This is a genomic window from Paenibacillus sp. 37 (genome assembly GCF_008386395.1).
Classification (GTDB): Bacteria; Bacillota; Bacilli; order Paenibacillales; family Paenibacillaceae; genus Paenibacillus; species Paenibacillus amylolyticus_B.
The window spans coordinates 3,638,954-3,662,346 of the sequence record NZ_CP043761.1; the positions used below are offsets into that span (position 1 = coordinate 3,638,954).

Sequence of the window (23,393 nt, forward strand, 5' to 3'; positions counted from 1 at the left end):
TTGAAAGGAATGAATGATATGGATAAGACAAAAGTATGGTTTATCACTGGCGCTGGTCGAGGTATGGGCACAACTATTGCTAAGGCTGCTTTAAATGCTGGACACAAGGTTGTTGCTACCGGCCGAAATCCCGATGCAGTGGTTCGTGCGATCGGTGATTCCGAGAATGTAATGGTTGTCCCATTAGATGTTTGCGAGCCTGCTGATGCACATGCCGCAGTTAAGGCGGCAATTGAACGGTTCGGGGCGATCGATGTACTCGTAAATAATGCGGCACATTTCTGTGGAGGGTATTTTGAGGAACTGACCCCTGACCAGATTGAACATCAGCTACAGGTGGCGTTGGTTGGTTCCATGCACGTTACCCGGGCCATATTACCTGTGATGCGCACCCAACGTTCAGGACATGTTATCTCGATCTCCTCGGGCGCTGGCATTTCAGGATTTGAATTTAATTCGGCATATAGTGCTGCAAAATTTGCGCTTGAGGGATGGATGGAGGCATTGGCTCCTGAGGTAGCTCCTTTCGGTATTCATACGACTATAGTCAATCCCGGATTTTTCCGGACGGAATTTCTTACCGATGCATCCTCAACTTTCGCTAAGCCTTCGATTGAGGACTATGATGATCGGAGAGCTGGTCATCTGGAATTTTTTAATAATCAGAACGGGCAACAACCTGGAGACCCAAAAAAACTTGCCAATGCTCTTCTTCAAATTGCAAACGAGGCCCAACCGCCGCAACGCTTCATTGCAGGAGCCGACGCGATAGACATTGCAGAGCAGAAAATTGCCAACCTTCAGACAGAGATCAATGCTTACCGGGATCTCTCTAAATCCATGGCATATGACAACTAAACGAAATCACCTGCTTGTATTCATTCTGACCTTTGGTGTATTCAGTATTTTAAATACGGAGATGGGCGTAATCGGAATCTTGCCTTTGATTGCAGAACATTACGAGGTCAGTATCTCAACCGCTGGTTTAATTGTGAGTCTTTTTGCGCTTGCGGTTGCTGTATCTGGTCCCACTTTACCCTTATTATTTTCGGGAATGAACCGCAAGTATGTTATGTTGTTTGTACTTGGGATTTTTATTGTGGGCAGCCTGGTCTCCGCCATCACATCGAACTTTACGGTATTGGTCATTGCACGTGTCGTTCCGGCTTTTTTCCATCCTGTCTATTGCTCATTGGCATTTACGGTCGCAGCGGCGTCAGTCCCCAAGGAAGAAGCGCCGAAGGCAGTGGCTAAAGTATTTGTAGGCGTGTCGGCAGGCATGGTACTTGGAGTACCCCTTTCGAGCTTGATTGCCACCAGCACATCGTTGTTCTATGCGATGTTGTTCTTTGCCGCCGTAACGATCGTCGCATTTGTAGCAACACTTCTTTTTGTGCCCTCAATGCCAGTTACGAAAAGAATCTCCATGGGTACTCAACTGTATGTATTGAGAAGATCCGTGATGTGGCTATCCATTGCTGGCGTGATTTTCATGAACGGAGCTGTATTTGGGGTCTATAGTTACCTTGCTGAGTTTCTGAAAACCGTGACAAGATATGACTGGAACACCGTCAGTGTGTTGTTATTTCTATATGGCTTGGCCAATATGGTTGGGAACATGATAGCAGGGAAACTGCTCGCTAATTTCCCTTTAAGAACGATCAAGATGTATCCCATTGCATTAATAACGATATACATCTTGTTGTTCACCTTCGGACAATTCAGTGTGCCAACAGCCTTCCTTATTTTCATTTGGGGGATCATAGGAGGCATAGGGGGCAATATCACTCAATATTGGGTGGTATCGGCAGCACCGGAGGCACCCGAATTGTCTAATGGGATCTTTCTAACCTCTTCCAACCTGGGAACAACACTTGGTGCTAGTGTATGTGGACTAATCGTAACTGGAATAAGTACACAATATATTGTAGTTGGAGGAATCGTATTCCTTATCTTTAGTATCGTAACGAATTACTTCAGAATCTCCATGACTGGCCGATTCGAGGGTTCCAAAGTTGAAGGATAAGAAGCGGACGTAGTGATAGACGTTATATGTTACCGTTTCGGCATTTTGCTCTCATCCATATACAACAGGTTCCAGCGGTGACCGTCCAGGTCGGCAAATCCCGCGCCGTACATCCAGCCGTCTGTTTCACCCGGCTTGCCAAAGATGGTTCCTCCAGCTAACTCGACTTTTTTAATAAAAGCATCAACTTCTTCTCTGCTGTCAGCACCAATGGAAAATATCACTTCTGCGCTATGGGAAGTATCTGCGATTTTGGCACCTGTAAATTTCTCGAACGTTGCATCCGGAAACAGGAGGATTGTTGTTGAGCCTATGACAAGCTGGGCTCTCTCGTTGCCAACATTCTCCCCATGGAATCCAATCTCATTAAAAAAGGTAGTGGATTTCACAACATCTTTCACCGGCAGGTTCATCCAGATTTTTTGTGACATGGCAGTAGCCTCCTAGAGTATGTTTTCGACACTCTTACTATACTCTACCTCAATTCAAAATTACATAATCGGATACATACGATTATGAAAGAGTTAGAAATAACCGGTATAATGAAGGATGATTTAGAGAAATCCGAATCGTTCTAATCAGTTCGAAATCCAAACCAAAAGAGCAATCTCCGATGAGGTTGCTCTTTTGGTCATGGCTTATTATGCCTAACGGTATATACGCAGTTTCTTCCTCCGGCTAAAATGTATTCTCCCCGTTCAATATGAACATTATCGCCTAGAACTGTTTTGAATAAATGTAGCTCATTCTTGCATAACCCGGTACATACCGCGGCGGCTTCACAGATCGGACAATGCTTCTCAATAAATAGAAGACTGCCATCATCCTGCTCCTTAACCTCGGCCATATAACCTTCATTGGTACGAATTTCGGCCAATTTCTCCAATCTCTCCTTAACTCCTGATGAATCGCCAAGATGCTGAAGATATTGTTCTTGCATATTTTTATTTCGAACATCCAGCAGCTTGTCCAGCCCTTCAGTACCAAAAGCTTCTTTCATCGAATTGATGAGGCTGACGGATAAATCCGAATATCCACTTGGGAAAAAACGATTAGCCGCGGGAGTTAATATCCATAACTTGGTGGGACGACCCATGGGACGGGCCTCTTCCACAGTGGTAACCAATCCTTCTCCTTTTAGCGCATTCAGATGTTGACGAATAGCCATTCCGGATAACGAAAACTGAGAGGAGAGAGTGACAACATCCATTCCCCCGCGCTCTTTTAACAGATTAATAATTGCTCTCCGGGTACTGGTCGAGACATCCTTTTTAGTTTGATCTCCGCTCATGGTGCACCTCCTTGTGACGCTCTACTGAATCTACATGACTAACTACATTTTAAACAAAAATGTTGACAAAGTCAAAGCCGAACTGTAGCTTAGACATTATAAACAAAAATGTTTACTAAGTATCCGGATACGATGTATACATACCAATTTTCTTGGAGGTCACATTTCATGTCGTCTAATCATCAAAGTATTTTCAGCCCGCGTTATTTTGCATTATCCATAGGAATTATTTTGTCAGTGATGGCCGTTGGATTCGAAGGTCTATCCGTAACCACCATTGCCCCTTCAATTGCTGGAGACTTGAACGGTCTTAGCCTGTTCGGGTGGATATTCAGTACATATCTGCTTGCGCAGATTATCGGGACGCTGGTCGTCGGTCGGATCATTGATAAAAGAGGACCTGCAGCACCGTTCACTTTTGCACTTCTGTTGTTTATCGTAGGGCTGATCGCTGCCGCAACCGCAGGCGACATGTATACCATGATAGGATCACGGGCCCTGCAGGGTTTGGGTGCCGGAGCTATGATGACTTGTGTGTATACAGCTATATCCTTAAGTTACCCGGATGAGTTGCGTGCCAAAATTCTTGGAGCATTTGGTACTGCCTATGTTCTTCCGTCCATGCTCGGTCCATATGTAGCAGGAGTTATCGCAGATCAGTGGTCCTGGCGCTTTGTTTTCTGGGGGATCTTACCTGTGCTGGTGGTTTCAGCATTGCTTAGTTTACCTGCCTTTAGGAAATTGAAAGTGCAGAAGACGGGAGGGGATAGCGGATCTTCATCCACTTGGATGGCGTTACTCTTAACGTTAGGTACAGGGATTTTCCTGGTTGGTCTAAGTATGCTTCCGAGCTTTATGGGATTTGTTTTAGTCGTGATTGGCCTGGTATTGATGTTATTTCCGCTCCGTAAATTGCTACCGAAGGGAACTCTTACGTTGCGAAGAGGTATGCCAGCAATTCTGGCAACACGTGGGTTGTTCTTCGCTGCCTATACCAGCACACAGAATTTCCTGGTATTAGCTCTAATCGACGTGAAAGGAATTACACCTTCACAGGCCGGATTAATTGTCGCGAGTGCTGCATTAAGTTGGTGTATCATTGCGTATCTGCAAGGACGATGGGATGCGGCAGATCAGGGCAGTGGACGTCATATGAGAATCATTCTTGGGGTAGTGCTGCTTACGATAGGGATTGCCATCGTATTTTGGGTACCTGTTGTGACCGTTACCATCGCAGTTCTTGGTCAGATCATTGCAGGCGTTGGTATTGGATTGGCGCACCCGATTAGCGGTGTTGTCGCATTTTCCCAAACGGGGGAGGAAGGTGTGGGCCAAACCTCAGCAAATCTGCAATTTGCAGATTCTTTTACACCTGGTGTAGTGATCGGCATTGGTGGTTCCATTCTTGTCGTGTGTCAGGCTGGCGGTATGTCACTTCAATCCGGCTTAATTGTAGCCATGGGTTTCCATCTCTTGTTGATCGTCACGAGTATCATTGCCAGCACTCGGATCTCACTACGCGGATGAATAAGAAAGTGGGTGTGCGAACCATTGTTCACTGAAGATCCGAATAAAATATTTACAGCTTATCGCATCATCGGAACGAAATGGACGATCCATATTTTATGTGCTCTGTCTCAAGGCCCGAAGAGATTTGGTGAAATATTTGATAGCATTCCTTCCATTTCCGAAATGATCCTCTCCAGACGTTTAAAGGGTCTTCAACATGATCATTTGGTCAAAAGAACAATACGGACACGTCCTACACAAATTATTTATGAACTTACGCCAAAAGGAGCTGCTCTTGCGACATTCATACCCTGTCTAATAGACTGGGATACCAAATTTCAAAATGATACCACCGGGAGGAATAAAGATGATTATTGAGGTCAGTGATTCAGCATCGGACAAAATCGTTGAGATCTTATCAAGTGCGGATATACAAAATGCCTTCCTTAGAGTAGGCGTTGATGAAGGGGGATGCAGTGGTTTATCTTATACCCTTATCGTGGATGAACAGCAGGCAGAAGAAGACATTGTGTTAAATAAAAAACAATTTAAGATATTGGTGCACGCGAAAAGTATTCCATATATTGATGGTCTTGAGATTGACTATGAAGAGAGCGGAATGTTAGGCGGATTCACCATGAATAATCCAAATGCCAAAGTTTCGTGTGGATGCGGGGCCAGTTTCAGAATGGCCAATTATCGTGGCGAAGTGAAAAAATGTGATTAATGAAAGAAGGAGTGCAAAGAAATGATCTCATTTGTAATATCTGAACAAGCAATCGATTCATTTAAGAATGAATGGGAATTGGAAGAAGACCAATATGTAAGGATTTATGCAAAATATGTTGGAGGAGGCTCCGATGCTTTTACCATTGGCATAAATGCGAGTGCTACACCGGTCGATCCCGCATTGGTTCAATCCATCGGAGGATTTCATTTCTTTGTTGAAAAAACAGATGCCTGGATCCTGGAGGATGAACTTCTCCAAATTGACTGTAATGAAAATGGCATATTTTCAAGCAAAATCTCCTATTGAACATGGGAACCCTATTCTAGACCATAATCTTACTTTTTAAACATTTAACTTTACAAAGTATAACACTTCATGTATATTCAGGAAGTAAAAAGGTTTATTTTACCATAATACCCATCGAATTATGGAGGTGTAGAAGACAAATAACAATCAGATTGGGATTTTTGATGCTCAGTACAGGGCGCCTACAATTGGGATTATGCTGGTTCTGGCAACCGTAGCTTTTGAAGGACTGGCTATCACAACGATTGCTGCGAAGATGGCACAAAGTTTAGAGGGCATTCATTTATATGGTTGGATCTTCAGCGCATTTTTGTTATCTCAGCTTATTGGAACTTTGGTTATGGGTCAGCAGATTGACAAGCGCGGTGTTTTTACATCCATGCTGATATCTTTTAGTGTTTTTGTGTTAGGAACTGTGGTCTCCGCTATTTCTTTCGATATGCACATGCTTATTGCCGGAAGAGCCCTTCAAGGTTTTGGAGCGGGAGCCCTGATCACATGCGTTTATACCTGTGTGACGTTACATTATCCAGATACACTTCGTACTCAAATCCTGGCCGCATTCTCCATGGCATTTGTCCTGCCTACCTTAATCGGACCTTATGCAGCAGGCCTTATAGCTTCTCACATCTCGTGGCGATATGTTTTCTGGATCGTTTTACCCTTGATTGGAATAGCGCTCAGTCTCACATTCCGTTCTTTCCGTAATTTGCAGCTTCAGCAAGATCTGTCAGGTCCGCCCCGAGCAACCGACTCAAAGATTATGTATGCGATTCTGCTTGCCGTTGGAACGGGACTGTTACTCACAGGACTTGGTATGATAACCGATTGGAAAGGTATAGTACTCACTTTGGCTGGATTAGTCATCATGATCACACCAATGCGTAAATTGCTGCCTGTGGGCACTTTTTCGGTAAAAAAAGGATTGCCTGCTACTCTGGTTTCGAGAGGGCTATATGTTGCTTGTTATTTTACAACGGAAAGTTTTGTGATCTTGGCACTAACCGAAGTGAAGGGGTTATCAGCCGACCTTGCTGGCCTCATTGTAGCAGCAGGTTCTCTGAGCTGGTCCGCCGCAGCGTGGTTGCAAGCCAAGCTTGATGCACGAGATCAAGGTCGTGCCCGAAAGGGCAGGGTCATGACGGGCATTGGGATTATGATTGTTGGAACTGCACTTGTGATCCTGGCTCTTATTTTGACGGACGGCGGGATTATACTCATCCTTCTCTCACAAATGATTACAGGGTTCGGTGTTGGATTGGCCAACCCTACAACGGCAGCCATTGCTTTACAACATGCCTTGCCCAGGAAAGAGGGAGAAATGTCCGCCAATCTGCAATTTGTGGATTCCTTCTATATGGGAGTAAGCATTGGAGTTGGTGGAGCTCTGATTGCCTTGTCCGAAACGTTACAGTGGGGCATATCGACAGGTGTTTTGATCGTGTTAACTCTACAATTACTATGGGTCTTGTTAAGTTTCTTAGCATCACTACGAATCACCAAACTCGTTCATCAAGAACATCATCCAATCAACCAAGTGAAGGATAACATCTCCATGTAACGGATGACGACCGCGTCGTTAAATACATCATGAAGAACGGGGGGACTAATTGCATTGGGAGGTGGATAAGATGGCACGTGTATTAGTAGTCATTACTCCAGCTGAAGGACATGTGAATCCGTCGTTAGGATTAGTTACTCAGTTGATAGACAATGGTGAGGAAGTCATCTATGTGTGTACGGAGGAGTACCGTTCCCGAATTGAACAAACCGGTGCCCAGATCATTACCTATCCGTTTCCAAAAGATGCCTTCTCTCATGATCCGGTGTTGAAACCCCAAGAATACAAGCATTCTTATCAGTTCATTTATATGATGGTAAGCGGTATTATCCGGAGGATCATCCCCAATGTGCTACAGGTGATCGAGGGTCAAAAGTTCGATTATATGATCTTTGATTCCCTGATGGGATGGGGAGGGACTATTCTTGCAGAAAAACTGGGAATTCCTGCGGTGTGCTCGATTGCGTCCTTTGCCTTTGTGGAGCCTCTGGGGTCTAGCTCAGTTCTTAATGAGACGGAGACGAAGGAGCTTTATGAGGCTACGATGAAGATCACAACGGAGTTAGCTGAAGAGCTTCAAGTGAGTATTCCAGCCATGGAAGAGATTCCGGCACATGCAGGTCAGTTAAAGCTCGTGTACACCAGCCGTTATTTTCAGCCGCAGGCAGAAAAGCTGGATGATCGTTTTATTTTCACGGGTCCTTCGATCATAACACGTCAAGATGCTCCATCCTTCTCGTTTGAGTTGCTTCGTGAACGGTACCTACAAACCGTGTACATTGCTATGGGTACGATTTTAAATAAAAATTTGGATTTCTATCAGCTTTGCTTTGAAGCGTTAGGGGATCTACCCGTGAATGTTGTTTTATCTTCAGGAAAGTACACGGACATGACGCCGCTGGCGGATCAAGTTCCTCCTAATTTTATCGTCAAGCCATACATTGCCCAGTTGGACATGTTGCAGCATACCGATGTTTTTATTACACATGCTGGAATGAACAGCACAAGTGAGGCGTTATATTACAACGTTCCGATGGTGATGATTCCATTAACATCGGATCAGCCTCTTGTCGCCAATCGGGTACAGGAGTTGGGCGCGGGTATTACTTTAAATAAACATAACCTCAGTGCAACTAATTTGAGAGAGGCATTAACAGAAGTGCTACACAATTCACTTTATAGACGGCAGGCTTACCTCATTGGTGAATCTTTAAGGCAGGCTGGCGGTTACAAGCGAGCTGCCGAAATGATCATGAGTCATATGGGTTCAGGCCGGGGAAGTTACACAATTTAATGGTTTTCCATTCAAAGTCGCTTAATAAGCGGCTTTTTTTGGTTTTAATAACCTAAAGACTTGACCTACAGTTAACTCTATGACTTATACTCGATTAGGCTTGCAAATTATATGAGGAATTGGAGATTTTATTTATTATGGCAAAGAGCACGAATTGGAATGTTTTTGGACTGGCAGTACTACTAGGTTTATTTTCTACATTAGGTCCATTTACGATTGATATGTATTTACCGGCTTTTCCGGAGATTGCACAAAATATGAATACAACGGCATCACTTGTACAATTTAGCCTTACTGCTTGTTTATTAGGACTGGGTGTAGGACAACTCGTTATGGGTCCTTTGAGTGACGCGTACGGTAGACGTAGACCATTATTGATCTGCATGGCAGCTTATATTATTTGTTCCTTGGCATGTGCTTTTGCTCCGAATATCGGACTATTGATTTTGTTTCGTTTCACGCAAGGACTTGCCGCATCAGCTGGAATTGTCATTTCCCGTGCGATAGCTAGAGATCTGTATAGTGGACATGAACTCACTAAATTTTTCTCTTTGCTGTTGCTTGTAGGGAATTTGGGGCCTCTGGCAGCACCGATTGCGGGAAGTGGGGTTCTTTCCTTCACAACATGGATTGGCGTATTTATCTGCCTTTCATTCTTGGGAATTTTCTTATTAATCATGACAAAGTGGAGCTTAAAAGAAACACACCCTGTCGAAAGACGTATGGTTCCTGACTTCAAACAACAATTGGGTAATTACAGAATGCTTCTGCGTGACCGCAAGTTTGTTGGTTACATGCTGGCACAGGGAATCATGACGGCAGGGGTCTTTGCTTATGTGGCGGGAACACCATTTATTTACCAAAATATATATGGAGTTACACCCACAGTATTTGCTATACTATTTGCTTCGAACGGCATCAGCTTGATCATCGGATCTCAAATCGTGGGTCGATTGGCCAAACGTATCCCTGAGCAGACGCTGCTATTATCGGGACTATGGCTTGCTATAATAGCAAGTGTGGCTGCGTTGGTCGTAACCCTGGCTCATGGTCCACTTTTCGCGTTGGTGATTCCATTGTTCTTCTTCGTATGCTCGATCGGCATTACGTCTACAGCGGCATTCCCGCTTGCCATGGAGAGTCAAGCCAAGATGGCCGGAAGTGCAGCAGCACTACTCGGCGTTGTGCCTTTTCTTCTGGGTGCACTGGTTGCTCCTCTGGTCGGTATCGCGGGTGAGGACACTGCCGTCCCGTTAGGACTCACTTTATTAATGACCAGTATCATTGCGATTGTTACTTATTTCCTACTCGTTAAAAACGTCCCGCAGCATACACCTAATCATGTCCAGTCTAATGCTGACTTTTAGTATAGAAGGAACAGCTCGCCAAGCATTGGCGTGAGACATGAATGAATATGAATCCATTACAAGTCGCTGTAATAGCGGCTTTTTTGGTTTTTCTTACTGAACGCCAGCCTGAATTCAGGTAAGACATTGTAAGAAAATGGAGAGACTGGGGAGGAGGGGCTGCTCACTGCTTCATTTGATATAAGCTTAATCTCTCTTGTACAGCATTCAGGACTTCTTTCGGAATCTCCTTCACCTTGATATCTTCTCCTAGAAAAAGCAACCAATTGGTGACTTCGGTTAATTCTTCTGAGTTATGAACATTCATAAATGACTTTAGTTGGGCCGTAGTCTGGTATGGATTTGTATAGGCAATTGAAAATTTTAAAGGATGGTATTTTTTGAATTGCGCAATTGCCTTTGGACCAAGTTCCAGGACAAGGTTGAAAACTTCTTCCTGCGTATTTCGTTTTAGTTGCTCTACAATCTTTTTTGTACTCCGTCTTTTTTTCGCCGGGTATGCTTCGACATGGATGAGGTTGTCAACGGATACGATTCGTCTTTTTTCCTCCTCCAAGTCAAAACCTTCAATGATCCAATGGCCTTTTTGATGATGAAGGTGCAAGAGAACGATGGGATAGGACTTTGTTTTCTTCTCTTCTTGGACAGTAACTAACAAATAACGTTCTATAAGAAGAATTTGGATGAGTTTTTCCAAAGTAGGGTGAGGCAGGTCTGACAGATCAAGCAAGTCTGGATTATGGGGATTGGTCCCTTCAAAAAGCAATATTTGATTCAAATGCACAAGGTCATCTTGCTGATTTTCTGAGATAAGGCCTAATAATTTTTCAGCCAAAGATTGACGACTCTTCAGATAAGGAAGCTGTTGATTTCTTGTCGCCATAAAGGCAATGAATAACGCTTTGATTTCATTATCGGTAAACCGAACCGTGGGAAGGAGCGAGTTGTTCATGACAAAATAACCTCCGTCCCGCCCAACTTCAGCGACAAGTGGCATTCCCATGGCTTCAATTTCTCTGATATCTCGAATGGCTGTTGAACGAGAAATATTAAATTCTCGCATGATTTCAGAGATGGTAAAGTGTGCACGGTTATTGATATACCGCGTGATGATATTTATGCGTTCAACTTTCTTCATTGGCCCCCCTAAACAGTATCATATTCTGACATGATTTAAGGTTATTATAAACCTATCAAGTGAAAACACAAATCAATTGAAAATTTAAAGAGGACGGTGTAAACCATGAGTAATTATCATTTCGAAGAAAAAGACAGCTTTATCGTTTTAGGTATTGGGACAGAACTTAAAAGCGACTACACAGACTATGCTGGTATCAGCAAGGAGAAGGCGGATTTTTGGTCCACTGTGAAAGAGGATGGAAGCCTAGACACATTAAAGTCCCTAGCTACTAATGACTATATTTTCGCTGTAAACGAAGCAGTCAATAACAAGATGATGCATTATGCTGGGGTCATGACAGAAGAATCTCTGCCAGAAGCAACAAGAGTGATCCAATTTCCTAAGGGAGAATACCTTGTTGTAAAGGGTGAAGCAGAGACGGCAGATGCACTCAGTAATATGCTTACTGGCATTGCCTTTGGTCAAGCCCTCCCCACAGAAAAGGATTATGCCTATGTTGGCGGTCCGAATACAACGGTTGAAATGGGACAGAAAAACGGTTTGGTATATGGTGAAATGTGGATTCCTGTTGTAAGGAATGGATAAGACGTGAGATCTGAAGACTTTTGAGTTGAATATGAAGGATAAAGCTCTCTTCCAAATGGAAGAGAGCTTTCCCAATTGCACGACAGCTTGCACGACAGCATGTTATTAATTTAAAACGCCACTTCCGACTATTGTAACCTTTACTTCCGGGTGAAAACGGACTTGGGCATATTGTTTATTCCAGTCCAGGCTTTTCCACAATTCCGGGTAATGGGCAATTAAATGTCTGCCAATACCGAAGGAATCACAGCCGCTTTGCTGAAGTGTCTTGATAATTTGTTCTGCGTCCTGAGTCATGTCATCGGATAACTTGCGGTTCAGACGTTCAATTGTGTCTTTTTCCTGAAGATGATTCATTGCATACTCAACGATCGTTACTGGAAGTTCGATACGGAGGTTTACATCAATGTGGCTATCACTTGCCACCTTTACCGCAAGTTTGCGCTTAATTTGTGCGATATTTGCTTCATAAGTGACATAGTTCCTCGGGTTGTTGGAAGGCCCTGGGTGGACCTTTTTGACAAAACGCGCTGCTTTATTCCATTTCCCACTCATAATAATGTATAGAGGAGCCTGTTCGGTAGTAAGACTGCCACTGAACCTTTGCCCATGAAACAAGGCAATTCCCCGAGCATCAATTTCCTCTCCATCCTTATATAGATAAGGCAGTGTAAAATCCTGTCCCGGATCCAGCATGGGAGGGAGAAGGGTCTCTAACGTCATTTCCGGAAAAATACATAATTCCTCCAGACTCTTAATTTTTTTCGTAATAAAATCACCAATCAATATGCTGCCAACTTTTTTTTGGTGTAACAGATCTCCGGCATCGCCATCCACAATCGCAATCTTCACATGTGAGGTTGGGTAATCGGGTTCCCGATATAAGACGTCCAAGTAGGGGTAGATATCATTTTGTGCGAGTTTGTTGCCGTATAAGATCATCCCATATTTGAAAAACCGGATATCACCAGTCACTTTAGCCCGAATTCTATCTGTACTTTGACGGACGGATCTCCCGGTGCCTGAGTGGACTTCATTACCGCTGCTCCCTTGTTGACTCTCAGAATCATCGACAATTTCAAGCGTCTGTTTAATTTCACCCTCTGAGGTGATGTCAAACGCCGAAGCATTAGCCAATCTTGCATCTTTTAAACTATCCTGATCCCAGCATCCCGTCATCACCATGAGCAGGAACAGGAGGACAAGGATTTTTCCTCGTTTACTCATATCATCTTCTCTTTTCGTTTCATTATATAAGATAGGACCAACAGGAGCAGAGGCAGGATCATGAGAAAAAAGTATGCCGATCTGTTGGCAATCGTACTAATTAACTCAAGTTTTTCCTTCTGTTGTGGCAGATAGGCAATTATGCAAGAAGCAAGAACGACATATGGCACCGCTTTTTTATGGTGTTTTAGTTTGAAGAGATAACTTATACCATAGGATGCCGTATAGTAATAGCCACATATGGCCCCGAAAATGGAAATTAACCAGATAGGGAGGAACAGGAAATCGGCCCGATCCATTGTTCCGAGTGGGATAGAGCGGAGCAGATATATGACCGGTTCAGGCATTAAGTCAAGTTGCTGGGGGCTGAACGCCGTTGAACAAATGAACACGGTGAATGCATACAACACTACGACTACAGCACTTGCTGAAGCAACAGACTTGAGTTTGCCCCCGCTGCTACCTTCAACCATAGGAAACACAACGAGAAAAAACTCGAATCCGAACATAGCCATTAATGTTTCGGTTGATCCACTAATAATATTGGGCCATCCCGCCTCGGTTAAAGGCAAAAGATATAACAGATTGATTTCCTTGAGTCCATAACTGATCAATACCATCATGGGCAAGACCAAAAAGGAGATGAGTACCAGTACTCGGGCAATGATTCGTAATTTTTGCCGAACCAAATAGATACTGCTGAACAAGAAGAGGGCTAATATAGCCCAGCGAGGCGTATCCTGCAGCATCCAACGGTTAATCACACCGTAAGCGTTCACCAGAACAGAAGTGCCCATTAATAGGAAATATCCAACGTAGGCAATGATCAGCAACTTGCCAATCCATTTACCCGTAATCAGCGTTACAATATGATAAATGGACGAACTCGGGAATCTTCGCATCAAAAGCCAGCACAACAGTATGACAAGTTGGATCAGGAACCCTCCAAGGAAAACAGAGATCCACCCACCTCCTTTAGAGATAAGGTTCATACGGTAAGGGAGGGACAGAATATCTACACCAATTTCAAATTTCAAAATGAGCAAGAATAATTGTCCCCGAGTGATTGTTGTTTCCTTATTCACGTTTTTTCCCACTCCTATAGAACTTCTGCTGATTCAGCCGCTGCGGGCGGGCATCATGAGGACGCTCGCGAAGCGCCCAGATGGGAAATCGAATCCATACATCCTTCATGTCAGCTAATCGGAATGGGGCCACTGGAGCAAAATAAGGCGATCCGAAGTTTTCCATCTTACAGAGGTGATTGGTTAGAATCACCAGACCAAATGCGATGCCGATATATCCAAAAAGCGCCGCTCCAATCATCATTGGAAAGCGGAGAATACGTACTGCCGAACTCATCTCATGCGAAGGCACCAAAAACGACGAGATAGCGGTTAGTGAAACCACAATAATCATTGTATAGGATACAAGCCCCGCACGAACGATAGCATCTCCGATAACCAAACCGCCAACGATGCCGATGGTCTGGCCCACTCGGCTGGGAAGTCGGACCCCGGCTTCTCTTAACACTTCAAAGATCAGTTCAAGCAACATTGCCTCTACAAGTGCAGGAAAGGGGATGTTCTGCAATGATTTCTTGATTGTGTGTGCCAGCTCGATTGGTAAAATGGCGGAGTGAAAAGAGATGGTTGCAATATAAACAGCAGGTAATGTAAAAGCAATGACAAAACTCATCATGCGAATTAACCGTAAAAAGGAACTGACAATCCAACGACCATGATAATCATCCGGACTTTGATAAAAAGCAAAAAACGTAACTGGAGCAATAAGAGCTGACGGACTTCCTTCGGCAAGTATGGCGACGCGTCCTTCCATCAAGTTGGCAATAACCCGGTCAGGTCTTTCTGTAATGAGCTGCTGAGGAAACAGAGAGAAAGGGTTATCCTCCACAAACTCTTCAATAAAGCCTGGTGCGAGCACCATATCTGAAGATATGGATGTGATTCGCTCTTTAACTTCGTTCACCAACTCCGGATTGGCTAAGTCCTGAAGGTATACAACTGCAATTTTGGTATGTGTCTTCTCGCCAACGTTAAAATATCGAACGATTAGGGATGGACTGATAATTTGTCTGCGGATCAGATTCAAATTAACCGAAAGCTGTTCAACGAATCCATTGTGTGGCCCTCGAATAACGCCTTCGTTTTCCGGTTCGGTTGTGCTTCGGACATACATTTTCTCGGTAGAAAGAATGTAAAACTCCGGGTGCCCATCGATTATGTAAAGACATTTCCCTTGAATAAGTGAGTCTATTCCACGTTGCAGATCCGTATCTTTTCGACTTTCTAACGTGGTGAACGATGGGTAGATTTCAGAGTGAGCTTGGCCATTCAGTGCTGTTAAGACATGTGTTTGAATGATCTCCTGATCTACAAGTGAATCGATATAGAGAAGCACACTCTGTACACCATTAAGTAGAAGCTGTTGTTGTTTCAAATCGTCTGTACAGTAGAGGGACTGTTCCACATAAGAAATATTCATTTTTAATTCAGAGAATGCCTGATTGGTTGGGGTCATTGATCCACCTCTTTATAAAATGCGACATGGATTATCTTGTGCAAAATCAAGACTATTATTCAATAGTTGCTTTTTATTCAAAGAACTTATAACCAAACATTGAAAAAATAGTTGTACTAAAATCCATAATTTACAATTCAATTAGAAACTTTTTCCTAAATCTAGCGTCTAATATTATGACTTTTTGAGGGGTTATAAATTACTAGAGAGTAGAAGGAGCCAAAGACAACACATGAATATGAAGAAGAAATTATCCATTTTTACCGCTTTAGCCGTTTTTCAAGCATTTGCAGTTGGTTCTGTGAATGCGCAATCAGCACCACAAGGTGACACCGCGTCAGTAAACACGGCCAATGTAGAATCAGTTGAGGTGTCAAAGCAAGAGCAGCCAATTGCAGAGCGTGAAGTGAAGACGGAGAGTAATAACAAATCGATCAATACTCCGCCCACTGAAGCCAAGGACACTCAAACCTCGACCGGTACTGAGGCAACACCTAAAACAGATAGCGAGAAACCTGCATTGGATGGGGAAGAGACCACTACAAACGAAACGGGTACGAAACCTGTAGTTCAAGAGGAAGCCCCTGAGGGGGAAACGCCAGCTACACCTGCTCAAATAGAGCAACCATCCATTGATGGGACGTCTCCTGTAGCAGCAGGTGGGAATCTGACGTTGTACATGAATAGCAACAAAATGGAGCAGGATGGAAAAACGTATCTTGCTGGCCAGCCAATGGCTGTAAAAAACGGTGTATCCTATGTTGCCATCCGTGCGCTGGTTGACCGTGTGGGATACGGCGTCAAATATGATAACAAAACCAAGGAAACCATCATTATTAGTGGTGAGGATGAACTCCGATTCAAGACGAACAGCAAGGACTATACCGTCAATGGAGAGACAAGAACGATGAAAGGCCCTGCATATCAGCAAAAAAGTACATTCATGGTGCCGTTAACTTCCATTACTCAAGCTCTGAACATCACCTATAAAGTGAATCAGTCGGCTAAAACGGTTGTGTTGAATCTTAATACAAAACCTGTTGCAAGCTTTACCATTTCCCAAAAGGAAATCTTTGCAGGAGATCAAGTGGACTACGTGACTTCTTCCAGTTCACCTAATGGACTGGATATCGTTGACGAACGCTGGACTGGTCGCCAGGATTCATTTGATCAAGCAGGTACATATACGATTTCATATGAAGTACAGGATTCCAATGGTCAATGGAGCGATCCGTATTCAATTACCATTGAAGTATTGAGTCCTAATCTTCCTCCTGTAGCCATGTTCGCCACGGATAAAGAAGAATATAAAATGGGCGAAAAAATAACATACACGGACCAAAGCACAGATGATGAAAATAATATTGTCAAAGCCGTATGGGAGAACAATTCACTTGCTTTCTTTGAACCGGGTCCCAAAACGGTGACAATTACGGTTACTGACAATCACGGCGCTACGAACACGTACTCCAAAGTCATTACCATAACCAATGAGACCTTATATTCATTTACCGACTTCAATTTACTCTTCACGCCGGTAGGACAGAAGTTTACCTTTAACGGCGGCGAAGTGACTACGATGGAGAAAGTGCCTTATACGTACATGGATGAGCCCAGTTTGCTAATCCGCAGTAACAGTCCGGAAACCGTAAATACGGAAGGCATCGTATATAAAGAATCATCTTCGGGGCAGACCCGTTTCATGATTCACCACGTCAACAATACAGGCAAAAGAGTAAAAATGTATGTGATTGCAACCAATAACAACCCGAATCCGGCAGTTTTCGAACAACAAAATATGGGATTTGCGGGACCTACACCGTATGCTACTGTAGCCGGGAAATTGTCTATTGATAAATGGTTCAAGTCAATTCAGACTGGAGTGGATCAAAAGAAAGAGTACCTTCAACCTGGGGAAAGCAAATTGATTTTGACAGAACTTAATAAAACGCCGATGAAAGAAGGACAAGTCATCTCTCTCTATTCGGATGCATATAGTGATTATTCCTTGGACTATAACGTTATCCTGGTGGAAGAAAATAAAGATCCGTTCGAAGCCTTGCCATTGCTTCCCGTGCTTGATCGTGACGGCGTGCACAACCGGGGTACGTACCCGAACGCGACTCGCATCATAAAGTACGATGAGCACGTGGGACTCAAACCGGCCCGTCTGCCACTTGGTGACAATTCAAGCGATCCCAATCTGGTAGGAACAGATCCGATGGCTTACACAGATGCATCCAACGCGGGTAATTTCGGCGTATTGTACAAAATCACGCTGACCAATGTTGCACCGCGTACGCTTATCTCCTTTAACCCTCGTGGAGGGAAGTACTCCGGAGTAGCGCTGGTGAACAACCAGTTGGTATCGATTGCCGAAGGCAACGTTGCCGTTGCCAATTCAAGTGAACAAAGCGTTCTTTACCGCACCGGATCAATCGGAGAGAGCGTAACGATTCTGTTCTCAGCCGCGCCAGGAAGCAACCTGCCGGTCAATCTGCTCTTTACACCGCTCCCATCGGAGAAGTAAGGTAGTTGTCTCTTATAACGAATGGTTTGAGTGGCGCGTTATAATCAGCGAAAGAAAAGACTCCATATGGGGTCTTTTCTTTTCACAACTTATTTCTACTAAGGAGGAATCAAATTCCGATGAATGTAGTCGTCAAGTTGATACGTGAATTCAAAGAGCGCGATACCCGGCGTTTGTTGAAAGATTACCGAGACAGAGTGGAGCTTATAAGGAAACGGAATTTGGAAACTTGGGATGATCAGCGCCTGCAAGCGGAATCCCTTCGGCTGCAAGAAGAAGCAAGATCAGGCACATCTTTGGATGAACTACTTGTTGATGCTTATGCTCTAGTCTGCGAGGTTGCGAAGAGAACGCTCGGATTACAGCCTTACGATGTGCAAATTATGGCTGCGATTGCGTTGCACGAGAGATTTTTGATCGAGCAACATACCGGTGAAGGAAAAACACTCTCTGCTGTTATGCCTGCTTATCTCAACGCGTTGACCGGTGAAGGCGTTCATATACTCACATTTAACGACTACTTGGCAAATCGAGATGCAGCGTGGATGGGCCCGATCTATCGCTTCCTCGGGTTAACCGTAAGCTCGGTTCAAGCGGGCATGAGCCTGTTCGAGAAAAGGGAAGCTTACGCCAAGGATATAACCTATGTTACGGCTAAAGAAGCAGGGTTCGATTATTTGCGTGACACAATAGCATTAAATGAAGCTGATACCGTGCACCGTCCTTTCCACTACGTCGTCGTAGACGAAGCGGATTCGCTGCTACTCGATGAAGCGCGGGTGCCACTAGTCATTAGTGGCGATTCGAGCACAACCAAGAGTGATGGCGTTCTTTTTGCAGAAGTGGCCCGACAGCTTCAGCCAGCAGAGCATTACGATTTTGATGAGTTCCAGCGGAACGTATACTTGAATGATGCGGGTGCTGTGAAAGCGGAGCTGCTTCTGGGATGCAGCAATTTGTACGATAGCCATAACAGTCATTTGTTAACATCATTGAATTGTGCATTGCATGTGGAATCGTTATTAAAAAAAGACGTCGACTACATCGTCCGGGATGGTGGAATTGAACTAATCGAAGAACATACTGGCCGTGTGGCCGAGAACAGGTATTTGCCGGACGGGTTGCAAGCTGCGCTGGTGGCGAAAGAAGGATTGCAGTGGAAGGCCGGCGGGAGAATTCTCGGCACGATCACGATTCAACATTTCATTAGCCTGTATTCGGGAATCTGCGGAATGACGGCTACGGCGCACGCTTCAGCACTGGAATTCGAGGATATCTATGCGTTGCAGGTCGTTCAAATTCCACCGAACCAGCCAAACATACGGATCGACCACAAGCACCGAATATACACCCATAAGGAAGCCAAATATAAGGCACTTGTACAAGAAATCTCTTCCGTTCATAGGGTGGGACGTCCCATTCTTATTGGTACGTCAAGCGTTGAGGAGTCTGATATGCTGGCGGAGGCGCTTGCCGCTGCTGACGTACCTTGCCAGGTTCTGAATGCAAAAAACGATGCGAGAGAAGCCGAAATCATCGCTAAAGCGGGAGAAATAGGCGCGGTAACGGTATCTACGAATATGGCAGGGCGCGGCGTCGACATTCGTCTTGGCGGTGGTAATTCTGCTCAGGCAGAAGTGGTTGCCAAGCTAGGCGGATTATATGTGATAGGTACACATGTGAATGAAAGCATGCGAATAGATAACCAGCTGCGCGGGCGTTCTGGCCGCCAAGGTGACCCGGGAGCTTCCGTATTTTATATAAGCCTGGAAGACGAGTTGATGCTTCGCTTCGGCATTCATAGACTGTTTCGGTCTACCAGACAGGACGAGGCTCTTGATGATCCGGCGCTACGCAGCAAAATCGAGCATATTCAGCGCGTGATCATAGGTCAAAACTTCGATATTCAGCGGGAATTGAACGGTTATTCGGATATGGTGGAGGATCAGAGGCGAATCCTATACGAAGAAAGGCTCGGAATATTGAAAGGCGAGAGACCAATGAGCCCATCGGAGCAGCGGGTACGGCTTTTTTATATGGATGAGTTCTGGGCTGACCATCTGGCATACGTATCTTACATTCGCGAAAGCATCCATCTCGAGAGTATTACCAGTCGCAACCCGATCGATGAGTTTCATACGCAAATCACCCAAGCATTTGAGAAAATTCCGGCTAAAATAGATCATGAGTCGGCGAATATGCTTGGAAAACTTGGAGGTTCAAATGATCCGGCCAAATGGGAACAGTTCGGTCTAAAGAGTCCTATTTCGACTCGGACTTATATGATCAACGATCAATACAGTCAAGATAAGCGCAGCTCATGGACCGGAACGACGGTATTTGCTTTTTGGGGCAGTAAAATTTTGAAGCTGTTACTGTGGCCGGTATATAGGTTGTCAAAATATTGATGGGAGCGTGACGATCGATGAACAGTGAAGAACGGTTTACGAGCCGGGTCGATTCGTATTTGAAATACCGCCCGAGCTATCCAAAAGAGGCTATTAACCATTTGTACGACGTAGTTGGTTTAGATGCGAACAGTAATATAGCAGACATCGGTTCAGGTACTGGGATCATCTCAAAGCTACTTCTGGAACGCGGAAGCTATGTAATAGCGGTCGAGCCAAATCAGGCCATGCGGGAAGCCGCCGAGCAAACGTTAAAAAGCAGTCCGCAATTCCAGAGTATAGCAGGTTCTGCAGAATCTACGGGATTACCTGATCAGTCGGTTGATTTTATTGTCTGCGCTCAGGCATTTCACTGGTTCGATCGCTCCGCAGCTCAAATCGAGTTTCGCAGAATTCTACGGCCAGGCGGGAGAGTAATACTCATCTGGAATTCACGACTTACACACGGTACTCCGTTTCGTGAAGAGTACAATCAATTGCTCCATACATATGGAACCGACTACAATAAAGTTAATCATAAAAATATTTCTCAAACGATGCTGCTCTCTTTTTTCAAGGAAGGTTCAATGCATGAAATGCGATTCAGAATGAGTCAGAAGTTCAATTTCGAGGGATTGAAAGGCCGGTTGCTATCATCTTCCTACAGCCCTGCACCCGGGCATGCAAATTACGATCCTATGATGTCAGAACTGCGGAATTTATTTGATAAAAATAATCAAGAGGGTATTGTTGCATTCGACTATGAAACTGAAATTTTTTGGGGAGAAGTATAGATCACCAAAATGATACCCCGTTATATCAATAAGGGATAAGAATATAACGCCATTTGAAAGTCGCTATTTTAGCGGCTTTTTTTGTATTTTATTTGAACAAATTATTGCCCAGCTTGCCTGGATTTAAGTGTTGAAAGGAACCCTGGTACACTTCCTTAAAATCTTATAAGAAATTCTTGAAATTTCAGAAATTTATCCGATAGGCGGGTGCTATTATACAAATACAAACAAAGACGAGGTGATGAAATGCAAGCAAAATTGGCAGCGGACGCCGTTCCCATCTCCACAAAGCGAAAGTCATGGATAAGGACAATACAAAAGCACAAAGTGATGTATGCTCTCTTATTACCAGCCTTAATTTATTTTGCCGTATTCAAATACATTCCCATGGCGGGAATCATGATTGCTTTTAAAAACTACAACCTGGCTTTGGGACTATGGGATAGCCCCTGGGTGGGATTCAAAAATTTTACGGATTTTATGAACGGCGTTTATTTCTGGGACATCATGAAAAATACGATCATCATATCGCTGTATAAGCTATTGTTCGGATTCTCCGCGCCCATCGTACTTGCTTTACTCCTCAATGAAGTGTATAGCCAATGGTTTAAGAAAATCGTACAGACCATCACTTATTTACCTCATTTTCTGTCATGGGTCATTGTGTATGGAATTATGGTGGCATTACTAGCCCCAGGCGATGGTCTCTTTAACATGATTATGAAGGATTTTGGTTTTGAACCCATCTCGTTTCTAACGGAACCTGCCTGGGGCAGATTGCTGATCATCTTATCTGAAGTATGGAAGGATATTGGATGGGGGGCAATATTGTACCTTGCCGCCTTGGCAGGAATAGATCCAAGCTTATATGAAGCAGCTCGAATGGATGGCGCTTCCAAATGGAGACAACTATGGCATATCACGTTACCTGGTATTCGAGGAGTCATTATTCTGATGCTGATTCTAAAATTAAGCCATATCCTGGATGCGGGTTTTGACCAAATATTCATGTTTGCCAATACCTTTAATCAGGAGAAGATCGACATTATCGACACATGGGTATACCGTGAAGGGTTGGAGCGTCTCAAGATTGGCCTGGCTACTGCTGTAGGATTGTTTAAAGCTGTCATCGGATTTGCTTTGGTGTTGGCAGCGAATAAGCTCGCCAAAAAATTCGATGGGCAAATTTGGTGAGGTGGTCTTTAGAATGATCCATATGACAATTGGTGAAAAAGTCTGGCAAACCGTCGTTTATGTGATGCTTATTTTGTTATCCCTACTTTGTGTGCTGCCCTTCCTATATGTGGTTGCTGTCTCCGTAACGCCAGAGTCGGAAGTATTAAGAAGAGGAATTGTGATTATACCCGAATCCTTTACCTTTTTGGCCTATAAAGAAGTATTCGTTTCTCACGGGATCTGGCAGGCGTATAAAATTACGTTGTTTCGAACGATTGTAGGGACTGCGTTAAATGTGTTTTTTACGGTGATCGCGGCCTACCCGTTATCCAAAAAATATTTACCCGGAAGAAGTCCGTTTTTACTCTTCATTGTGTTTACCATGATGTTCAGCGGGGGGTTAATTCCGACATATTTACTAATCCGCTCTCTGGGATTGTTAAATAGTCCGTGGGTATTGATCATTCCAAATCTCATTAGTGCATTTAATCTGGTGATCATTAAAGGCTTTTTTGAGCAATTGCCTGGTGAAATCGAGGAATCAGCAAGGGTAGACGGTGCCAGTGAGCTTCAGACGTTATGGCGGATCATTTTACCTCTGTCGTTACCCGTGCTTTCAACCATTTCCTTGTTTTACGCAGTCGGGCATTGGAACAGTTATTTCGATGCCATTGTTTATATCAATGATTCCAACTACATGCCACTTCAAGTGATTTTGCGTAATATCCTACTTAACGTGGCAACGCAAAGCGCTGATTCACTCGCCAATTCCGGAGCTGTCAGTACGTTCGCTGTGCAGATGGCTACAGTTGTTGTAACTACAGTCCCGATATTGATCGTTTATCCATTTTTGCAAAAGCATTTTACCAAAGGTGTACTCCTGGGTTCCGTTAAAGGATAAAAGGCGTTCCAACCTAACTTATTACGG

Annotated in this window: 21 protein-coding genes; 15 read left to right on the plus strand and 6 right to left on the minus strand. The window is 44.1% G+C overall.

Annotated elements, in window-relative coordinates:
* Window positions 1–9 precede the first annotated feature (9 nt).
* Window positions 10–858: an SDR family NAD(P)-dependent oxidoreductase gene (locus F0220_RS15630; protein WP_105599145.1), complete on the plus strand. Its 849-nt coding sequence runs from the start codon at window positions 10–12 to the stop codon at window positions 856–858.
* Complete coding sequence (locus F0220_RS15635) at window positions 848–2,026, plus strand: MFS transporter (protein WP_105598811.1); 1,179 nt, start codon at window positions 848–850, stop codon at window positions 2,024–2,026. Before F0220_RS15630 ends, F0220_RS15635 begins: the two co-directional genes overlap by 11 nt.
* 29 nt (window positions 2,027–2,055) lie before the next feature.
* On the opposite strand, the gene F0220_RS15640 is transcribed toward F0220_RS15635, so the two are convergent.
* Both F0220_RS15640 and F0220_RS15645 read right to left on the minus strand, forming a co-directional pair.
* Window positions 2,056–2,457, minus strand: coding sequence for a VOC family protein (locus F0220_RS15640; protein WP_105598812.1), 402 nt, complete (start codon window positions 2,455–2,457; stop codon window positions 2,056–2,058).
* 200 nt (window positions 2,458–2,657) lie between these two features.
* Complete coding sequence (locus F0220_RS15645) at window positions 2,658–3,317, minus strand: helix-turn-helix transcriptional regulator (protein ID WP_105598813.1); 660 nt, start codon at window positions 3,315–3,317, stop codon at window positions 2,658–2,660.
* Between the two features lie 168 nt (window positions 3,318–3,485).
* Here F0220_RS15645 and F0220_RS15650 point away from each other — a divergent pair, with 168 nt between their 5' ends.
* From F0220_RS15650 to F0220_RS15680, 7 genes are all read left to right on the plus strand, one after another.
* A complete protein-coding gene (locus F0220_RS15650) occupies window positions 3,486–4,844 on the plus strand; it encodes an MFS transporter (protein ID WP_105598814.1) in 1,359 nt (452 codons plus the stop codon).
* Between the two features lie 24 nt (window positions 4,845–4,868).
* On the plus strand, window positions 4,869–5,204 hold the full coding sequence (locus F0220_RS15655) for a winged helix-turn-helix transcriptional regulator (RefSeq protein ID WP_181155424.1): 336 nt from the start codon (window positions 4,869–4,871) through the stop codon (window positions 5,202–5,204).
* The gene (locus F0220_RS15660; RefSeq protein WP_181155426.1) at window positions 5,194–5,553 is read left to right on the plus strand and encodes a HesB/IscA family protein; all 360 of its coding nucleotides are present in this window, start codon (window positions 5,194–5,196) and stop codon (window positions 5,551–5,553) included. The genes F0220_RS15655 and F0220_RS15660 overlap by 11 nt, the downstream gene beginning before the upstream one ends.
* A 21-nt stretch (window positions 5,554–5,574) precedes the next feature.
* A complete protein-coding gene (locus F0220_RS15665) occupies window positions 5,575–5,862 on the plus strand; it encodes a HesB/YadR/YfhF family protein (protein WP_091018911.1) in 288 nt (95 codons plus the stop codon).
* 196 nt (window positions 5,863–6,058) lie between these two features.
* Window positions 6,059–7,423 carry an MFS transporter gene (locus F0220_RS15670; protein ID WP_105598816.1) on the plus strand — a complete coding sequence of 455 codons (1,365 nt, stop codon included), beginning with the start codon at window positions 6,059–6,061 and terminating at the stop codon, window positions 7,421–7,423.
* 70 nt (window positions 7,424–7,493) lie between these two features.
* Entirely contained in the window at window positions 7,494–8,717 is a 1,224-nt protein-coding gene (locus F0220_RS15675; RefSeq protein ID WP_105598817.1) for a macrolide family glycosyltransferase, read from the plus strand.
* Between the two features lie 137 nt (window positions 8,718–8,854).
* Entirely contained in the window at window positions 8,855–10,084 is a 1,230-nt protein-coding gene (locus F0220_RS15680) for a multidrug effflux MFS transporter (protein ID WP_149846679.1), read from the plus strand.
* Window positions 10,085–10,247: 163 nt separating this feature from the next.
* On the opposite strand, the gene F0220_RS15685 is transcribed toward F0220_RS15680, so the two are convergent.
* Window positions 10,248–11,222, minus strand: coding sequence for a helix-turn-helix transcriptional regulator (locus F0220_RS15685; protein ID WP_105598818.1), 975 nt, complete (start codon window positions 11,220–11,222; stop codon window positions 10,248–10,250).
* 105 nt (window positions 11,223–11,327) lie between these two features.
* Here F0220_RS15685 and F0220_RS15690 point away from each other — a divergent pair, with 105 nt between their 5' ends.
* Window positions 11,328–11,810, plus strand: a complete 483-nt coding sequence (locus tag F0220_RS15690) for a GyrI-like domain-containing protein (RefSeq protein ID WP_105598819.1) — start codon at window positions 11,328–11,330, stop codon at window positions 11,808–11,810.
* Window positions 11,811–11,915: 105 nt separating this feature from the next.
* On the opposite strand, the gene F0220_RS15695 is transcribed toward F0220_RS15690, so the two are convergent.
* From F0220_RS15695 to F0220_RS15705, 3 genes are read right to left on the minus strand one after another with little or no spacing between them, the layout of a single operon-like run.
* Window positions 11,916–13,037 (minus strand): Ger(x)C family spore germination protein, encoded by a 1,122-nt coding sequence (locus F0220_RS15695; protein ID WP_105598820.1) that lies wholly within the window; start codon window positions 13,035–13,037, stop codon window positions 11,916–11,918.
* Complete coding sequence (locus tag F0220_RS15700; RefSeq protein ID WP_149846680.1) at window positions 13,034–14,122, minus strand: GerAB/ArcD/ProY family transporter; 1,089 nt, start codon at window positions 14,120–14,122, stop codon at window positions 13,034–13,036. Before F0220_RS15700 ends, F0220_RS15695 begins: the two co-directional genes overlap by 4 nt.
* Window positions 14,115–15,578: a spore germination protein gene (locus F0220_RS15705; RefSeq protein ID WP_105598822.1), complete on the minus strand. Its 1,464-nt coding sequence runs from the start codon at window positions 15,576–15,578 to the stop codon at window positions 14,115–14,117. The genes F0220_RS15700 and F0220_RS15705 overlap by 8 nt, the downstream gene beginning before the upstream one ends.
* 232 nt (window positions 15,579–15,810) lie before the next feature.
* Between F0220_RS15705 and F0220_RS15710 the strand changes: the two genes are divergently transcribed.
* The 5 genes from F0220_RS15710 to F0220_RS15730 all read left to right on the plus strand — a co-directional run bounded on the left by F0220_RS15710 (window position 15,811) and on the right by F0220_RS15730 (window position 23,366).
* Window positions 15,811–18,108: a copper amine oxidase N-terminal domain-containing protein gene (locus tag F0220_RS15710; protein ID WP_149846681.1), complete on the plus strand. Its 2,298-nt coding sequence runs from the start codon at window positions 15,811–15,813 to the stop codon at window positions 18,106–18,108.
* A gap of 119 nt (window positions 18,109–18,227) precedes the next feature.
* On the plus strand, window positions 18,228–20,516 hold the full coding sequence (locus tag F0220_RS15715; protein ID WP_105598824.1) for a preprotein translocase subunit SecA: 2,289 nt from the start codon (window positions 18,228–18,230) through the stop codon (window positions 20,514–20,516).
* A 17-nt stretch (window positions 20,517–20,533) separates the two neighbouring features.
* Entirely contained in the window at window positions 20,534–21,289 is a 756-nt protein-coding gene (locus F0220_RS15720) for a class I SAM-dependent methyltransferase (RefSeq protein WP_105598825.1), read from the plus strand.
* A 246-nt stretch (window positions 21,290–21,535) separates the two neighbouring features.
* Complete coding sequence (locus tag F0220_RS15725; RefSeq protein WP_091018885.1) at window positions 21,536–22,483, plus strand: ABC transporter permease; 948 nt, start codon at window positions 21,536–21,538, stop codon at window positions 22,481–22,483.
* Window positions 22,484–22,496: 13 nt separating this feature from the next.
* The gene (locus tag F0220_RS15730; RefSeq protein ID WP_091018884.1) at window positions 22,497–23,366 is read left to right on the plus strand and encodes a carbohydrate ABC transporter permease; all 870 of its coding nucleotides are present in this window, start codon (window positions 22,497–22,499) and stop codon (window positions 23,364–23,366) included.
* The last annotated feature ends 27 nt before the right edge of the window (window positions 23,367–23,393 follow it).

Excerpts from the sequence above, each read along its gene's own strand:
- F0220_RS15630 (WP_105599145.1), top strand. The coding sequence starts at position 10 with ATGAATGATATGGATAAGACAAAAGTATGGTTTATCACTGGCGCTGGT.
- F0220_RS15635 (WP_105598811.1), top strand. The coding sequence starts at position 848 with ATGACAACTAAACGAAATCACCTGCTTGTATTCATTCTGACCTTTGGT.
- F0220_RS15640 (WP_105598812.1), bottom strand. The coding sequence starts at position 2,457 with ATGTCACAAAAAATCTGGATGAACCTGCCGGTGAAAGATGTTGTGAAA.
- F0220_RS15645 (WP_105598813.1), bottom strand. The coding sequence starts at position 3,317 with ATGAGCGGAGATCAAACTAAAAAGGATGTCTCGACCAGTACCCGGAGA.
- F0220_RS15650 (WP_105598814.1), top strand. The coding sequence starts at position 3,486 with ATGTCGTCTAATCATCAAAGTATTTTCAGCCCGCGTTATTTTGCATTA.
- F0220_RS15660 (WP_181155426.1), top strand. The coding sequence starts at position 5,194 with ATGATTATTGAGGTCAGTGATTCAGCATCGGACAAAATCGTTGAGATC.
- F0220_RS15665 (WP_091018911.1), top strand. The coding sequence starts at position 5,575 with ATGATCTCATTTGTAATATCTGAACAAGCAATCGATTCATTTAAGAAT.
- F0220_RS15670 (WP_105598816.1), top strand. The coding sequence starts at position 6,059 with ATGCTGGTTCTGGCAACCGTAGCTTTTGAAGGACTGGCTATCACAACG.
- F0220_RS15675 (WP_105598817.1), top strand. The coding sequence starts at position 7,494 with ATGGCACGTGTATTAGTAGTCATTACTCCAGCTGAAGGACATGTGAAT.
- F0220_RS15680 (WP_149846679.1), top strand. The coding sequence starts at position 8,855 with ATGGCAAAGAGCACGAATTGGAATGTTTTTGGACTGGCAGTACTACTA.
- F0220_RS15685 (WP_105598818.1), bottom strand. The coding sequence starts at position 11,222 with ATGAAGAAAGTTGAACGCATAAATATCATCACGCGGTATATCAATAAC.
- F0220_RS15690 (WP_105598819.1), top strand. The coding sequence starts at position 11,328 with ATGAGTAATTATCATTTCGAAGAAAAAGACAGCTTTATCGTTTTAGGT.
- F0220_RS15695 (WP_105598820.1), bottom strand. The coding sequence starts at position 13,037 with ATGAGTAAACGAGGAAAAATCCTTGTCCTCCTGTTCCTGCTCATGGTG.
- F0220_RS15705 (WP_105598822.1), bottom strand. The coding sequence starts at position 15,578 with ATGACCCCAACCAATCAGGCATTCTCTGAATTAAAAATGAATATTTCT.
- F0220_RS15710 (WP_149846681.1), top strand. The coding sequence starts at position 15,811 with ATGAATATGAAGAAGAAATTATCCATTTTTACCGCTTTAGCCGTTTTT.
- F0220_RS15715 (WP_105598824.1), top strand. The coding sequence starts at position 18,228 with ATGAATGTAGTCGTCAAGTTGATACGTGAATTCAAAGAGCGCGATACC.
- F0220_RS15720 (WP_105598825.1), top strand. The coding sequence starts at position 20,534 with ATGAACAGTGAAGAACGGTTTACGAGCCGGGTCGATTCGTATTTGAAA.
- F0220_RS15725 (WP_091018885.1), top strand. The coding sequence starts at position 21,536 with ATGCAAGCAAAATTGGCAGCGGACGCCGTTCCCATCTCCACAAAGCGA.
- F0220_RS15730 (WP_091018884.1), top strand. The coding sequence starts at position 22,497 with ATGATCCATATGACAATTGGTGAAAAAGTCTGGCAAACCGTCGTTTAT.